The 14,422-nt window shown below is 54.5% G+C and carries 19 protein-coding genes; all 19 read right to left on the reverse strand.

Features of this window, described 5'->3' with window-relative positions; all coding sequences use genetic code 11:
- Positions 1–10 precede the first annotated feature (10 nt).
- The gene (gene mutS, locus NE623_RS01870; RefSeq protein WP_256270903.1) at positions 11–2,629 is read right to left on the reverse strand and encodes a DNA mismatch repair protein MutS; all 2,619 of its coding nucleotides are present in this window, start codon (positions 2,627–2,629) and stop codon (positions 11–13) included.
- 142 nt (positions 2,630–2,771) lie between these two features.
- The gene (locus NE623_RS01875; RefSeq protein WP_256270902.1) at positions 2,772–3,179 is read right to left on the reverse strand and encodes a YlbF family regulator; all 408 of its coding nucleotides are present in this window, start codon (positions 3,177–3,179) and stop codon (positions 2,772–2,774) included.
- A gap of 51 nt (positions 3,180–3,230) precedes the next feature.
- Positions 3,231–4,598: a tRNA (N6-isopentenyl adenosine(37)-C2)-methylthiotransferase MiaB gene (gene miaB / locus NE623_RS01880; protein ID WP_370866665.1), complete on the reverse strand. Its 1,368-nt coding sequence runs from the start codon at positions 4,596–4,598 to the stop codon at positions 3,231–3,233.
- A 70-nt stretch (positions 4,599–4,668) separates the two neighbouring features.
- The gene (locus NE623_RS01885) at positions 4,669–5,190 is read right to left on the reverse strand and encodes a hypothetical protein (RefSeq protein WP_256270900.1); all 522 of its coding nucleotides are present in this window, start codon (positions 5,188–5,190) and stop codon (positions 4,669–4,671) included.
- A gap of 14 nt (positions 5,191–5,204) precedes the next feature.
- Positions 5,205–6,284, reverse strand: a complete 1,080-nt coding sequence (locus NE623_RS01890; protein ID WP_256270899.1) for a DNA polymerase III subunit beta — start codon at positions 6,282–6,284, stop codon at positions 5,205–5,207.
- 16 nt (positions 6,285–6,300) lie between these two features.
- Positions 6,301–8,460, reverse strand: coding sequence for a PcfJ domain-containing protein (locus NE623_RS01895; protein ID WP_256270898.1), 2,160 nt, complete (start codon positions 8,458–8,460; stop codon positions 6,301–6,303).
- Positions 8,447–8,980: a DUF7666 domain-containing protein gene (locus NE623_RS01900; protein ID WP_256270897.1), complete on the reverse strand. Its 534-nt coding sequence runs from the start codon at positions 8,978–8,980 to the stop codon at positions 8,447–8,449. The genes NE623_RS01895 and NE623_RS01900 overlap by 14 nt, the downstream gene beginning before the upstream one ends.
- 8 nt (positions 8,981–8,988) lie before the next feature.
- A complete protein-coding gene (locus NE623_RS01905; protein WP_256270896.1) occupies positions 8,989–9,597 on the reverse strand; it encodes a hypothetical protein in 609 nt (202 codons plus the stop codon).
- A 159-nt stretch (positions 9,598–9,756) separates the two neighbouring features.
- Complete coding sequence (locus NE623_RS01910; protein WP_256270895.1) at positions 9,757–10,164, reverse strand: hypothetical protein; 408 nt, start codon at positions 10,162–10,164, stop codon at positions 9,757–9,759.
- Complete coding sequence (locus NE623_RS01915) at positions 10,154–10,591, reverse strand: DUF7659 family protein (protein WP_256270894.1); 438 nt, start codon at positions 10,589–10,591, stop codon at positions 10,154–10,156. Before NE623_RS01915 ends, NE623_RS01910 begins: the two co-directional genes overlap by 11 nt.
- A gap of 119 nt (positions 10,592–10,710) precedes the next feature.
- Positions 10,711–10,917 (reverse strand): hypothetical protein, encoded by a 207-nt coding sequence (locus NE623_RS01920; protein WP_256270893.1) that lies wholly within the window; start codon positions 10,915–10,917, stop codon positions 10,711–10,713.
- Complete coding sequence (locus NE623_RS01925) at positions 10,914–11,129, reverse strand: hypothetical protein (RefSeq protein WP_256270892.1); 216 nt, start codon at positions 11,127–11,129, stop codon at positions 10,914–10,916. Before NE623_RS01925 ends, NE623_RS01920 begins: the two co-directional genes overlap by 4 nt.
- Positions 11,126–11,539 (reverse strand): hypothetical protein, encoded by a 414-nt coding sequence (locus NE623_RS01930; protein ID WP_256270891.1) that lies wholly within the window; start codon positions 11,537–11,539, stop codon positions 11,126–11,128. Before NE623_RS01930 ends, NE623_RS01925 begins: the two co-directional genes overlap by 4 nt.
- Entirely contained in the window at positions 11,536–11,823 is a 288-nt protein-coding gene (locus tag NE623_RS01935) for a hypothetical protein (protein ID WP_256270890.1), read from the reverse strand. The genes NE623_RS01930 and NE623_RS01935 overlap by 4 nt, the downstream gene beginning before the upstream one ends.
- 7 nt (positions 11,824–11,830) lie before the next feature.
- Positions 11,831–12,022 carry a hypothetical protein gene (locus tag NE623_RS01940; RefSeq protein WP_256270889.1) on the reverse strand — a complete coding sequence of 64 codons (192 nt, stop codon included), beginning with the start codon at positions 12,020–12,022 and terminating at the stop codon, positions 11,831–11,833.
- A complete protein-coding gene (locus NE623_RS01945) occupies positions 12,019–12,768 on the reverse strand; it encodes a DUF7698 family protein (RefSeq protein ID WP_256270888.1) in 750 nt (249 codons plus the stop codon). Before NE623_RS01945 ends, NE623_RS01940 begins: the two co-directional genes overlap by 4 nt.
- 132 nt (positions 12,769–12,900) lie before the next feature.
- Positions 12,901–13,029, reverse strand: coding sequence for a hypothetical protein (locus NE623_RS01950; protein WP_256270887.1), 129 nt, complete (start codon positions 13,027–13,029; stop codon positions 12,901–12,903).
- Between the two features lie 364 nt (positions 13,030–13,393).
- On the reverse strand, positions 13,394–13,873 hold the full coding sequence (locus tag NE623_RS01955) for a hypothetical protein (RefSeq protein WP_256270886.1): 480 nt from the start codon (positions 13,871–13,873) through the stop codon (positions 13,394–13,396).
- The gene (locus tag NE623_RS01960) at positions 13,870–14,064 is read right to left on the reverse strand and encodes a hypothetical protein (protein WP_256270885.1); all 195 of its coding nucleotides are present in this window, start codon (positions 14,062–14,064) and stop codon (positions 13,870–13,872) included. The genes NE623_RS01955 and NE623_RS01960 overlap by 4 nt, the downstream gene beginning before the upstream one ends.
- Between the last annotated feature and the right edge of the window lie 358 nt (positions 14,065–14,422).

The raw sequence follows: 14,422 nt of genomic DNA on the forward strand, positions 1-14,422 counted from the left end.
TCACCTGCCTTTATGCTTTATCCAAAGTATTTTTGAGTTCATACAGGAAGTTCAGCGCTTCCAGTGGGGTCAGCGTCTCAATGTCCACGCTGTGGAGCTTTTCGACAACCTCACTGGGTACGCTGGGATTGTTATACGCCTCGACCGTTTCAAAATCGAGCTGCATCGCGTTATTGTGCCCTGGGGCGCTGGCCTCCAACTGGCGCAGCACAGCGTGGGCGCGCTTGGTCACGCTGCCGGGCAGACCCGCCAGCTTTGCAACCTCAATACCGTAGCTGTCATCGGCAGGGCCTGCAATGATGCGGCGCAGGAAGGTGATATCCTCGCCCCGCTTCTTGACGGCAATGTTATAGTTTTTCACGCCGTGGATATCCTGCTCCATGCTGGTCAGCTCATGATAATGGGTGGCAAAAAGTGTCTTGCAGCCGATGTTCTCGCAGATAAATTCTACCACACTGCGGGCGATACTCATGCCGTCAAAGGTCGATGTGCCGCGGCCGATTTCATCCAGAATGACAAGGCTATCCTTCGTGGCGTTTTTGAGAATTTCCGCCACCTCGGTCATCTCCACCATGAAGGTGGACTGTCCCGCAGCCAGATCATCCGACGCACCCACGCGGGTGAAAATGGCATCCACCACACCGATGTGGGCGCTGGCGGCGGGCACAAAGCTGCCAATCTGCGCCATCAGGGCAATCAGCGCGTTCTGGCGCATATAGGTGGACTTACCAGCCATATTCGGGCCGGTAATCAGCAACATACGGTTTTCGTCCTCGTCCAGCAGTGTATCGTTAGGCACAAACAGGCTGCCCTTGAGCATCTGCTCAATGACAGGGTGGCGGCCCTCTTTTATCTGCATCACACCGTTTTCATCCACGGTAGGCATCACGTAGTTGTTCTGCAGCGCAGCCTCCGCAAAGCCTGCCAGCACATCCAGCTGAGCCACAGCCGATGCTGTGCGCTGAATGCGGACAACCTCTGCCGAGATGCTTGACAGCAAATCTGCAAAGAGCTGGTGTTCCAGAACGAGCAGGCGCTCATTGGCGCCGAGGATTTTATTTTCCAGTTCCTTCAGTTCCGGCGTGATGTAGCGTTCCCCCGTTGTCAGCGTCTGCTTGCGGGTGAAGGTATCGGGCACGGAGTCCGTGTAGGAACGGCTGACCTCAATATAGTAGCCAAACACCTTGTTGAAGCCGATTTTCAGCTTAGGGATGCCGGTTTCCTCACGGTAGCGGGCTTCCAGATTGGAAAGGAAGCCCTTGCCGCCGTGCATGATGTCCCGCAGCTCGTCAACCTCACTGCTGTAGCCCTCGCGGATGGCGCCGCCGTCCTTCATATTGGCGGGCGGTTCATCCACCAGCGCCTTCTGGATATTCTGCAGGACATCCTCCAGCAGGTCAATCTGGTCGGCCAGACGGCTCAGCAGCGGTGCGCCGCAGGCCGCGGCCTGCGCCTTGACCTGCGGCAGCATGGCACAGGTATCCCCCAGCGCCTTGACCTCCCGCGGGGTGGCAGAGCCGTACAGAATGCGGGTTGTCAGGCGCTCAATGTCAAAGACATGACCAAGGGCCTCTTTCAGGTCGGCACGGGCCATACTGGCACTGTAGAGTGCCTGCACAGCGGCAAGGCGCTCGTTGATAGCGCTTGCATCGACCAGCGGCTGTTCAATCCAGGAGCGCAGCAGGCGCTTGCCCATTGAGGTCTCGGTCTTATCCAGCACCCACAGCAGTGTGCCGCGCTTCTCGCGGCCGCGCATCGTCTCGGTCAGCTCCAGATTAGCGCGGGTCACAGGTGAAAGGCGCATATACTGTGCGTCCGCGTAGTTCTGTATCGTCTTGATGCGTTCCAGACCGTGCTTCTGCGTCTCCTGCAGATAGTTGAGCAGCGCCGCCACCGCGTAGGGCACCAGAGAGTCCTTCTCATAGTGCAGGCTCCCACGCCAGTCTGTGCCGAACTGCCCTGCCATCGTGGCTTCCATCACAGAATCCTTGAAGCAGGCATCCTCCCGCAGCTCCACAAGTGCGTTGGTGTGCTGTTTGATGTAGGTGGTCACGTCCTTGAAGTCGAGCATCGGCGGGCAAATCAGAATTTCGCTGGGCATATAGCGGCACAGCTCGGTGATGATAGCCCCGCCGATTTTTTCCGCATTCAGCTCAGTGGCATAGGCCTCGCCGGTGGAAATATCGGCAAAGCAGATGCCTGCACGCCAGCGGCCGCGGATGCGCTTGCAGTAGATGCTGGCCAGATAGTTGTTCTTGTCCTCATGGAGCATACTGCTCTCAATGACGGTGCCGGGCGTGACCACGCGGATGATGTCGCGCTTGACAAGCCCCTTCGCCAGCGCCGGATCCTCCATCTGCTCACAGATGGCAACCTTGTAGCCCTTGGCAATCAGGCGGGCCATATAGGTTTCGTAGGAGTGGAACGGCACGCCACACATGGGGGCGCGCTCTTCCTTGCCGCAGTTTTTGCCGGTCAGCGTCAGCTCCAGCTCCCGCGAGGCCGTCAGCGCATCATCATAGAACATCTCATAGAAGTCCCCGACGCGGTAGAACAGAATCTCATTGGGATGCTGTTTTTTGATTTCAAAATACTGCTGCATCATGGGCGATACTGCTTGCTCGGCCATGTTTCACACTCCTGTTTTGTCTGGTTGTTACGTTGCTTTGTAATTGCGGATTCTGTATCCGTTCGAAACGTGTGCAGCCGGGTACAGCGCTGCGGGCGCATATAGAATGCGCCCCACAGCTTTTCTGCCTCGTCTCGAATTATCAGTGGCAGCCGCCGCAGGTGGAGCAGCTGCCGGTGCAGCCACCGGTGGGGGCCTGCACGGTCATGGGGTCACCGCCGTTCATGGCCGTGTTGATGATGGCGTCAATGTGGCTGACCATTGCCTCGCACTCGGCCTTGGCGGCGTTGTAGCGGACCATGCCCTCACTGGCCATAATCTGGCTGTACAGGTCGTTGACGCGCTGATTCAGCTCTGCCACGCGGGCGGCATCGGTAGCAGCCTTGGCGCTCTCGTTGTTCAGGTCAAGGCGCGCCAGATTGAACTCGCCAATCATATTCTGCAGTTCCTCGTCCGCATCGTTTTCACGGCGGGCGGCGTCCAGTTCCAGGTAGCGGGGGTCAGTCTGCAGTGCGGCAGCGGCTTTCTTGAAAAGATCAATGCAATCCATTTGTGTATATCTCCTTATTTATACTTATTTATAATTGTTTATAGAATGTACTTATTCCGCAAGCTCGCCCACCAGCAGCGCAGCGCGGGAGCCGGTAACGTGCACCCTTGCCCACTGGCCGATAAGGCTTTCCGGCGCGGCAAACTCTACAACCAGATTGTTGTCCAGCCGCCCATTGACGGTACCCGCATTGCGGCCCGCGGCCTCCACCAGAACGCGGACAGTCTGGCCGGTCATAGCAGCCGTGGCGGCAAAGGCAAATTCCTCCTGCGTTTTCAGCAAGCGCTCCATGCGGGCGGCCTTCTCGGCGTGGGTGGTGGGGTCAGGCAGCTTGGCCGCCGGTGTGCCGGTGCGCTTGGAATAGATAAAGGTAAACAGCTGCATATAGCCGACCTTGCGGATCAAGTCCAGCGTTGCTGCAAAGTCCTCCTCGGTCTCGCCGGGGAAGCCGACGATGATATCGCTTGAGAAGGTCACGCCGGGGATTTTCTCCTTGGCGTAGTTGATGAGCTCCATATACTGGGCAACGTTGTAATGGCGGTTCATCTCCTTCAGCAGCCGGTCCGAGCCGGACTGCACCGGCAGATGAATGTGCTTGCACAGATGCTCCTGCGCGGCAATCGTGTCAATGAGCTTGCGGCTGGCATCCTTCGGGTGGCTGGTCATAAAGCGAATTTGATAATCGCCGGGGACCTCGCACAAAAGATTCAGCAAATCCGCAAAATCAATCGGGTTTTCCAGCCCCTTACCGTAGCTGTTGACGTTCTGGCCCAGCAGGGTGATTTCCTTGTAGCCTTGCGCAATCAGCTGCTTGAACTCTGCCAGAATAGCGGCGGGCTCACGGCTGCGCTCACGTCCGCGGACGTAGGGCACAATGCAGTAGGTGCAGAAGTTATCACAGCCATACATAATGGGCAGCCATGCACGGAAGCCGGAATCCCGGCGGATAGGCAGTTCCTCCACCACGGCGTTGCGCTCGGTGGGCTTTTCCAGATAGCGCTTGCCCTTGCGGATGCGCTCCGCCAGCATCGTGGGCAGGCGGTCAATGCCGTCCACACCAAAGACAAGATCCACATATGGGTAGCTCTGGCGCAGTTTTTCCACGATGTGCTCCTGCTGGGCCATACAGCCGCAAATGCCAATCATCAGCCGCGGGTTCTGCTCCTTGAGCTTTTTCAGCGCACCGACATTGCCGAAAACGCGCTGTTCTGCGTGCTCACGCACGGCGCAGGTGTTAAACAGGATGAGGTCTGCGTGCTCCACGTTATCGCACAGGCCGTAGCCGACATCCTGCAGTACGCCCTTGATTTTCTCGCCGTCATTGACATTCTGCTGGCATCCGTAACTCCGAGTATATACGAGGGGCGGATGGTCGTAATACTGCATAATGATGTCTTGGTACTTCTCCCGATTTTCCATCTGGCTATAATCAATTCGTTCTACCTTTACGGCCATTTTACCACCTTTTCACGTTTCATCGTTCAGAATTTCAAAGTATATTGTGTTCGAGGTACCACTCGGCTTCCTCGGGGGTCACTGTATAAACATTCGTCGGGCAGGACGGAATATCGCTGTAAACTACCACGAAATAGAAGCCCGAGCGGTCTTGATACAACTCCCATGCGAAATGATTCTGGATGCCCTCGGGGTACTTGCGGCAGGTGAAACTCGCTGCCAGCGAGTCAGCTTTTTCTGTATCGCAAACATAGCCGTTGCACATCTTGCAAATCGGCGGGCCCACGCTGGGGGTTCTCTCCCAGAGCAAGTTCTGTTGCCCGTCGTTTTTCTCGATCTTGACGGTCGCCCCCATGATAGCCATTGCTTCGCAAAATTCTTCCGCTGTAAGGCTATTTCTCAGCAATCTGTTACCGAGACGCTGGCGGCTGTAACCCATCTTTTCGGCCAGTTCGTGAAGTGCCGTTCCCGTGTCTTTCATCCTTGCGCGAACCAAGTCGGCACAATTCATTTTATTATATCCGATATTCGTTTCCTTGTCAATTTTAGCGGACACAAAAACACCTCATTTCATGCTCTATTTTTCATGCGTACCGGGAGTACAAGGGCCGTAAAACCCTCGTTTTCAATCTTCATAGGTGAGAGTGAGCTATTCAGTAGTGCCCGGATACCCTCACCTTTGGTAGCGCTAATCCCATTCAGCAGGAGAATGTCGTCGAACGCAATGTTCATCGGCTCCGGGATGGTGCCTTGGCACAGCACGTCCTCGTGGAATTCAACGCCAGTCAGCCGGGATGTGATGTAGCAGCTTTCGCCGTCGATGTGCAGCACCACCGGCTCGCGGTGCTTCAAGTCCATCAAGTTCTTGACGCGCGTGGCGGCCCCCAGCAGACTGTCGCGGTCAAACACGACATCGTACTTGCCCGCTTTCGGGATGACGCTCTCATAGTTCATGTACTCGCCGCAAATAAGGCTGGTCGTCAGCGTGTAGTCCTCGGTGCTGAAGACCGCTTTCTTGTGGTCGCCGGTAATCTGACACTGGCCGTGCAGGTCGAGAGCGGCCAGGCTCTTCGCCGTCTCGTTGGGCAGGATGAAGTGGAAATCTTCTTCATACGGAAACTCGACCTTTGCCAGCTGGGAGCCGTCGCACCCAACGAGGTTCAGCTTTCCATTCTCGGCCTTGAAGTAAATTCCCGTCATGGCTGGGCGGTTCGGATTCAAGGACACCGCGTAGCCCACGCGCTTGATGGCGGCGATAAGTTCCTCGGCATCCACGGACACGTTTCGCGTCCCCTGCTGCGGCGGTGCAATGCGCATGAAGTTGTCGATAGTTCCCGTCAGCAACGTGGCCTTTGCGCGCTTCTTCCCCGCCCCGGCCACTTTCACGTTGTCGCCGTCTTTCTCGATAGACACCTGCGGGTCATCCAGCCCGCAAATGAGGTCAACGCCGTTCGGCGGTAGGATAAACGGCTCTGCGATGTTGTACGGAATCTTCGCCTGCGCGTAGATGACACCGTTCGACGCGGCCATCGTGTTTCCCTCAAACAACACGCCTTGCGTAATCGACTCCGCCCCGGCGCTCCGCGACTGCGGAACAGCCGCTTTCAGCGCCTTTAACTTCTGCGCAATCTCTGCTTTCTCAAAAATCATAGCTTACTCCTTTCTTTTACGCGGTGGCTGCCGCTTCCATAAGGTCTTTCATCAGTTCATCAACTAACAGCTTCCCGGCGTACCGCCCAGTGTGAATGATGTTTCCGTTTACTGTTAGTTCCTCAAATTCCTTGTTGCGCTTTTCTTTCGACTCCACGGCCAGCTTGCGCTCTTTCTCGTCCATGCGCTTCTGCACCACCTGCTGCCACTCTTTCAAGAACGGCACGGCTTCTTGCAGATCGGAATACTGCTCGTTGGAGTAAGAGCGCTTCTGCCGAATCGTACCGCCGGGTTCGATTTCTAACGTGTACCACGGGCGGTTTGGCTTGTCCGTCTGCCGCAGGAACACGATGTAACTCTCCTCGGACGAGATACGCTCATAGTAGCGGTTCGTGTTCGCCACGCAATGCCCGAGGAACGTGCTATCTTTCACGATGTCGAACAGGTCAGCGGGAACAATGATGCTGTACTTCTCGCCCTTGTACTCATACAGCTTGCGGATGCGCTTCATCACCTTTGCCACACCAAACTTCTTGTCCAAGTTCACGGCCATTTCCCGGCGACGCTCCGCGCTGGCTATTGCATCCTTTTCTCGGATGACCGCTATCATCTCATTGTGGCGGCGGGCCAACTGGAGCGGGTATCGGTTCAACTCCACTTTGAGGTCCACGCCAACTTTCTTTGCCATGCGGATGTAGTCTTCCCAGTCATACGCGATTTGCCGCTTGATTTCTCCGTTGACTGCCCCGGCGCGGCGGCTCACTTGCCGAAGATATTTAAGCGTCGGCCGCGTACCGTATTTCTCGCACAGATCCATGAGCGTGTAGTCCGAAACAACCTCGGCCAGCTGCTTCATGTTCTCCGGCGTGATTGCCACGCCCTGCCCTTTCCACCTTTTCGCATTACAGACCTTGTTGAAGTCCTTTTCACCAACAGCGTTCAGTTCTGCCCTGTTCAGGCCGAAAACTCCGTAGTACGTCTTGCTGCGGAAGTTGATTTGCTGCTGGATGTCGCCGCGCCGGGTTTCAAACACCCGCAGCAGTGACTCGCCCCACCCCGTCTTAATAAGGGATTCTGCCATCGGCATCTGCCGAGTGCGCCGCCACAAAAGCAACTTCGAGGTCAAGCTGTACTTCTCCCTGTTCTTTTTCGAGAACGGGCCGCCGTAGTCCATGTCCATGAAATCGTCCAACTCGTCAACGAGTTTTTCATCAACCCCTATCAAAGCGGTGTACATAGACCCGACAAACAGGCTTTCCGGGGCAAACGTCGTGCGCATGACCGGGTAGTAGTAGTTGCCGTGCCAGTCGTAGTTGTACCCGTAGTGGATATTCGGCCCCAGCAGATACACCTCGCGCTTGGTAACGTCCAGCGTGCAGCGTTTGCTCGTGTAGTCGAACCACACGTTATAGGCTTTCAGCCAGTATCCGTCCGCGCTTTGCTGCCCAAACAGGAACACCCTGCTCGTGTTCTTTTTCTTCGCGCCGTACCGCGCGAGTTGGACGGTAATTTCCTCTCCGCACTTCGGACACTTCGCGGGCTCTTTGTGCGCATACCACTTCGGTCCGTAGTCCTTGAAATCTGCGCCGCATACGTCGCAATGGCACTTCTGCACTTTTATCTTGTGCGCGCCGGCTGTATCCACCTCAATCTCTGTTTCAACGCCGACCCACAAAAGCATAATGTCGCTGTTGGCACGGCGGATTCGCTGCTCAAAATCTTTCGGTTCTTCCGGCTCACGAGACATCCAGTATTTCAAGCCATGCTCGCGCAGTTCCTCGCGGCGGGCTTTTTTCTTTTCGTTGCTCTGCCACTGGCCGTAGCGAATAACGTCGTCGATGCGGGCATAGTTGACGTTGCAGAAGTACGCGCGGATCTTCGTGTCATCCTCTTTCGTGACGGGGATGGAGTGCCGATTTAACTCATTGCACACGTTCTCGATTCTCAACGCGGGCAAGTACGTTTCCTTGTCGTGGCGAACGCCGGTCCAGTAGTCGCCGAAGAACCGCCACACAATAAGCGGATTTTTCTTGCCATCCCACATTGCCACGGTCATCACCTGCCCGTTGATGTACCGGCCGCTCACCATGGCCGTAGTCGCCGTCAGACTAAGCCCTGCTATTTCAGACGGCTTCGGCGGCGGACACAGTTTTTCCAGTTCTTCACTCTTTTTCATAAACTTTGCCGTCCCTCCCTATCGTGTACATCGTGTCCGGCATATATTTCTTGCCGTCAATGTGGATAATCGTGCTGGCGGCCATGCCTTTCATAAACGTATTGATGAACAGAATGTAGTCGCCCAGCTTCCCCGCTGCCGAGATGTTCTTGCCCTTGTAGACGTGAATCGGACCGCTGCTTTTGTGCGTCCAGCTTTCTTCACACTCCGGGTGGCCCAGCAGATAGGCTTGTACAAAACGCAGAAACCGCATTTCATTGAGCCGCGCCACCAAGAAAATTTCAGTACAGCTTATTTTCTTGCCATCATCGTCAATATCGCCTTTCGGCTCGACCAGCCAAAACTCGTTCTTGCCATCCCACGGATACCAGTTGAAGCATTCCAGCGGATTCTCCGCGCAATGGAAACCCGTCTGCGCACAGAACGCTTTCTCCGTTGTATTCAAACCGGGATGGTACTTGTACTCGCCGTCGCCGTGCGTTGCCACCAGCCCCGGCTCGAATCCTTTACAGGCCAGCATCACCTAAATCACCCCCACAACGTCAGCTGCATGGAATCGTCCTCGAACGCCTTTTTCTTGCGCGGCGGGATTTTCGGTTTCGGCTTCTCGGACTCTGCCGGACTTTCCTTTGCCGCGTCGGCCGATTTCTCGGCCTTGGCGGGCGCGGGCTTTGCGGCGGGCTTCGGTGTGGGCTTCGACTTCTCGGGCTCTGCCTTGATGTCTGCCGGCTTCTTCATCTCCTCCTCGCTGGGTGCTGCACCCGTGATGCGGACGTTCATCTTGAACTCCACGTCCGCGTTCGGAAAATAGAACTGCACCGCTTTGCGGTACACCTCCAAGTCAGACATAACGTCGCCACTCTTATCCACGACGGCCGCGCAGCACTCGGAGACAGTGCGCACCGTGTTGGCGAACACCTCAGCAAAGCGGTCATCTTCCTCGATGAATCCCCGCAGGGTCTTTACCACATGAGGGAAAATCATCTTTGCGCGGCCGCTGCCGACAAACGCCTTTTCTTCCTCGTCCAGCTTCTTGCTGGCTGCCGAGACAATGCCCTCCTGCGCCTTGATTTCCTCGGGCTCCGTATTTTCTACCGCCTGCATATCTGGCAGGACAACCAAATTGCTCTCGCTCATTTCTTTTTCTCCTTTTTCTCATAGCATCCGCACACTTCCGGGCGGTTCTGGCACGGATTCCTGCACACCGAGAACATCCTGCAATATGCGCAGCAGTAGCGATCTCCTTGCTTATCGCACATGAAGATTTTGCACATATCAGTCTTGGGCATCGGCTTCTTATGCTTCATCGGGGTACACCTCCCACGCCTTTTGCCAAAACCCTCTCGCGTATGCGCTGTCGCGCCGGACTTTCTTCATAACGGCTTCATAGTCTGCGTAATATTGCAACTTCTTCTCTTTCGCTGCGAGGATTTCATCACAGCACCTATCCAGCATCGACGGCGGGTAGAATATGCGGTCATAACCGTTCATGTGGCGTACTTCCCGCACCTGCTGATCCAGCAGGATATTGTACCGATAGGACAAATGTTTCTTGCCCTCGTGGTCGCTGATACGCAGGCTGTTCACGATGCCGTAGTCAAATTTCAGATAAATGCTGTTCGTCGAGTACGCATCCAGCCGGTGGATTACCACTTTCCCAATCAGCCGCTTGATGACAGCGGCGGCCACATCATCAGTCGTCATTGCACACCACCTTAATCGCCGCGTTGAGGGCCGCCCGCATTGCCGGAGAACTGTTCACGTCACCGTAGGTAAGGCCCAAAGCATCCAGCGTCTCCTCGGCATCCCCCGTGTAGCTGTACTCGTGGTTTGCCAACTCGTAGCGGAACATCTGGAACAGGTAGCCCGTGCCGTCAATATCCGCCGCCATAGCTTCCTTGCGCTCCTTTGTGTGGCGCGTGAACATCTCGTCCAGCTTGTCGGCATCCGTCTTGCGGATGAAGCCGCCGGGCGCAATCCGATAAATCTTGTCGGTGTCCGTTTCCTGCAAGCCAAGTTTCTTCATGCCCTGCGCGAACTGGTCGTTGTTGAATGCCCACATCATCGGGAACTCGTTCACCTCTTTTTGGTGACGTTCTTTCATCTGTACGTAAGTTTCTGCTACTTTCATTTCGTCCTCCTTGACTTTTTGCCGCGGAGGGTCTAACATAATAGTTGACCTCTCTGCTTCGTGACTGCTGTGGAACTGGTCTGTCGGTAGCCTCTCCTGTCCGTGGGGCTGCCGATTTTTTATACCTGTGCGGCCTCGCCGCCGTAGTCGATTTCGTACTCCTCGCTCTGCAAATCGTGCGCCATCGAGCACGGGTCAACCTCGGCCGCGCCGCACCGCTTTTCGATTTCGGAGTAGCTGATTCTGCCGTTCTCGTCTGCTGCCTGCGTTGCAAGCTCCATCATCAGATCCGCGTACCGCATACTCTCCTGCTGCTCTGCGTTCATGCTTCTGCTACCTCACTTCCTGTCCGTACTCCGCTGCGGAACACCGCCAGCGTGCTCCACCCCATGAGGACCCTTTCGCGGTACACCCAATCTGAACCTGTGATGACCGGCGCACCGCCCGGGCGGTCCATCACCCTGTAAAAGATGCCCGGGTGCTGGCGGCTCATTTCCCGGGCCCGCCGCAACGTCTTTTTGATTTCTGCTTTCTTCATTTTCCACGCTCCTTTGCTTTCCGCGCAAACGCTGCTTTTTCAAAAACACTGTGCTTGATGTTCGGTATCTCCACATACTCTGCGACAACGTCCATGACCTGCTGGCGAGCGTTCACTCCTGGCCGCACCATCGTTGTAGTTTCACGGATAACTTTCTCGCCCGAGGACAACTCAACCTCGTGCAGAACGCTAACTAAGTAGCTTTCTTGGTAGCCGCTGCCGTATGTATAGATTTTGATGCCATCCGGGGTGTACCGATACCCGCCATCTGCTTTCCATTCTTTCGGGAACGGCGGCCGCTTGGGGACTTCAATCTCAATGGTCTTGCGCTTTTCGTCGTACTCGCCGGTCTTGCACTCGCGGAAATACTTCTTGTAAAAGCTGTATGACACCTTGACCATCTTTGTCATACTGCCGACCTCTTTTCCTGCTTGAAGAACTGATGCCCGTGCTTCGCCGCCCGCCGCTCTGCGATTCTGACGGCCAAACCGTACAGGCTGTCATCCGGGAAGAAGTCAACTTCCTCGGCTTCTGCGATAGACCGCAGTTCGTGGTAGCTCATGCAGGAGAGTTTGGCCACGTCGTTCCCGCTGTACATATAGCCGTCGCCGCCGTCCACCCATTCCTCGCCGCGGGCCGAGCAAAAGCCGATAAATTCCAGCTTTCCGTTGATGTTGGCCCATGTTCGCATCATTCCCATTTCACACCTTGCCTTTCAAGTAGTCCTTAATCCACTGGTCCGCTTCCTTGCGGTTCTTGCAGAATTTGCCGGTGCCGCAGTAGAAATAATCCTCGCTGCCGTCTACGTTCACCATCGCCTGTACGTTGATGGTCGCTCCTGCTTTCTGTGCCGGATGCCCTGCCGGCAAGTCGGTCATTACGAATTTTGTCATTGTTCACGCCCCCACTTCACTGCGAATTTGTAGGCGGGCATTTTCTCATGCTTGCCGGTCATGTAGTTCGTGTTTCCGTTGACCTCTACCAATCCCTCAACCTCGCAGCCGTTCATTTTGAACAGCCATGCGGTTTTGACAGCGCTGCTCCATGTAGAAGAAAATGTGAAGTGCTCAACGCCAAAATCCCGGAAACATCCGACAAGAGGAAAAACGTCAATGTCCCCAACCACATCGTCGATGTTGATGCAGTCGTTACCGTTATCGCGGGATACCTCGTAGTATCTCCAAACTCTACTTGCGACGTTGCCCATGTCGTCGATACTCTTCTCGATTTTTCTCCACTTACTACGGATACGGCTATCGGTGTTCGGGTCACAATCCTTTGACAATTCATTCCGTAACTCCTGCACCTTTTCGTAGGTTCTTTCGAGAAAGCCTTTCATCGTCTCAACATCGTCGATTTCGTACACTTTCTTGGTGTTGTCGTTCAAGTAGCCGTAGCCATTGTCATCAAGGAGTTTGACGTACTTCTGCACCAGCACATCGTCCCAATCACTACCAAGGTCGAGCAGCTGTTCGATGCACTCACATACTTCCCTCACGATTCTGTCATCGTGGGCCACGGTACCGTCACGCAGGATGCCGTCGAGCTTTTCATCAACCGCGTTCCATTTTTCAGAACCGCACTCAAACAGGCTGCGTTCATCGAGGGCTTCCCGATACTCTTTCATGTAATTACGCATTTTCATTCTCCCTTGCTTTTCCTGCCCGTTTCTGATAAAATAAAGGGCGACGATGATGGCAGGCTCGTCGCCGCCCTTATTGTTCACTTGGCTTTTCCCTTTGCTTTGGTCGGCGTGGGGGAAAAGCCTTTTTTATTTCTGCACTTTGGAATCCCGCACGATCTGTGCGGCTTCTTCAACGGTCTTTGCGTTTGCTTCAATGAGTTTTGCGATGTTTTCGAGAAATACGTTGTACTGGTCGTTATTCATGTAATCGTCCATTTCTAACCTCCTGCCCGGTTCTGTGTGGCCGTCATCTCACTGGCCGTCCGTCTCTGTAAGTTTCCAACTGGAAATTATTTTGTATTATCATTATACTATTTGACAGCTGGAAAGTCAATAGTTTTTGTGTCCTACCTACGATATTTTTTGCGTTTTTGTGTCACTTAACGAGCTCTATGTTCCACGCTTCTCTGCATGCTGGCTAAATAGGCTCTAAGCCCACGAATAAGGCCCTGTGGCGCGTTTTATGTGTCAAGTGATGAAAGTATATTGCCAGCTGTCAACTTTTGCGTATGGTGTGTCTATGCCGCAAATAGAAAATGCCGGGCGCTCCTTTTTGGGGAACGTCCGGCAAAAATATTTTTTAGACCATTTTGGCCTGTTCTTCCAGCAGATTCAAAATCAGCCGTGCCTGCTCGATGTAGGACATAAGCAACGCCCTCGGCTTGTTGCTCTCGGGCGCTTTCTCGGCCACTTCCGTCTCCTGCTTCTGCTCGTAGGACATAGCGGGAACAATCTCGGTCTGAATCCAACGCACAATCTCCGTATTTTTCCTCGGGTACCGGGTTCTGATGTAGCCGATCAGCAGACGCGCCGGGGCGAAGATGGTTTTCTTAGCAACGCCGTTTCGGCCGCGCGGCGCATCGAAGCAGACATAGTGCTTTACATCCTCGCGGCGGCAGCTGTCCAGCGAGAATTGCTCCCCGAAGCAGCGGCACACATCACAGCAGGCGAGCATAACCTGCCCCTCGACCGTGATAGCCATAATCTGATTTCCGGCCCGGCTGGTGAAAACCGCGCACTTTGACACCTTGCGTCCATCCACATATCTGTCCAGTCTCATTCCGCACGACCCCTTTCCATGCTGTGCTCCAATTCTGCAAAGCGCAAGTTAAATAAATCTCGCAATGCGCAAATAATGGAATCTGACTCCTGTACGGTCTGCGGCGGCTTTTCGGCGGCCAGTTGCAAAAGCACACCCACATCGCGCAAGGCATCCGCCCTCGCCTTGATAAGAATTTCTCGTTCACTCATTGATTTATCCCTCGCAGTTTGGTATACTGTGGGTACGATGTTGGTACCATCGTACCGCCGTTTTCGGCATTTTTCATCTCCGCCCGCTGGTTTCTCAGGCCAGCGGGTCTTTTTATTTGCAAAACATAACGTGTCACCGTCCTTTTTGTATGTTTTGGTATCATTATATAGGACAAAATCGACGTTGTAAAGTGTTTTTTGCCAATTTAACCGAAAATAGAGTGATTTATTTGTGCAATATTGCCAATCGGAATGTTTTCTCGATAAGTTGACGTTTGGAAGATTTTGTGCAGCCTTATTGCGAGTTTTTTTCTGCAAACAGGATGAAAAAAATCTCGCTTTTCAAATCTTTTTCCTC

The organism is Gemmiger formicilis, assembly GCF_024462815.1.
GTDB lineage: Bacteria > Bacillota > Clostridia > Oscillospirales > Ruminococcaceae > Gemmiger.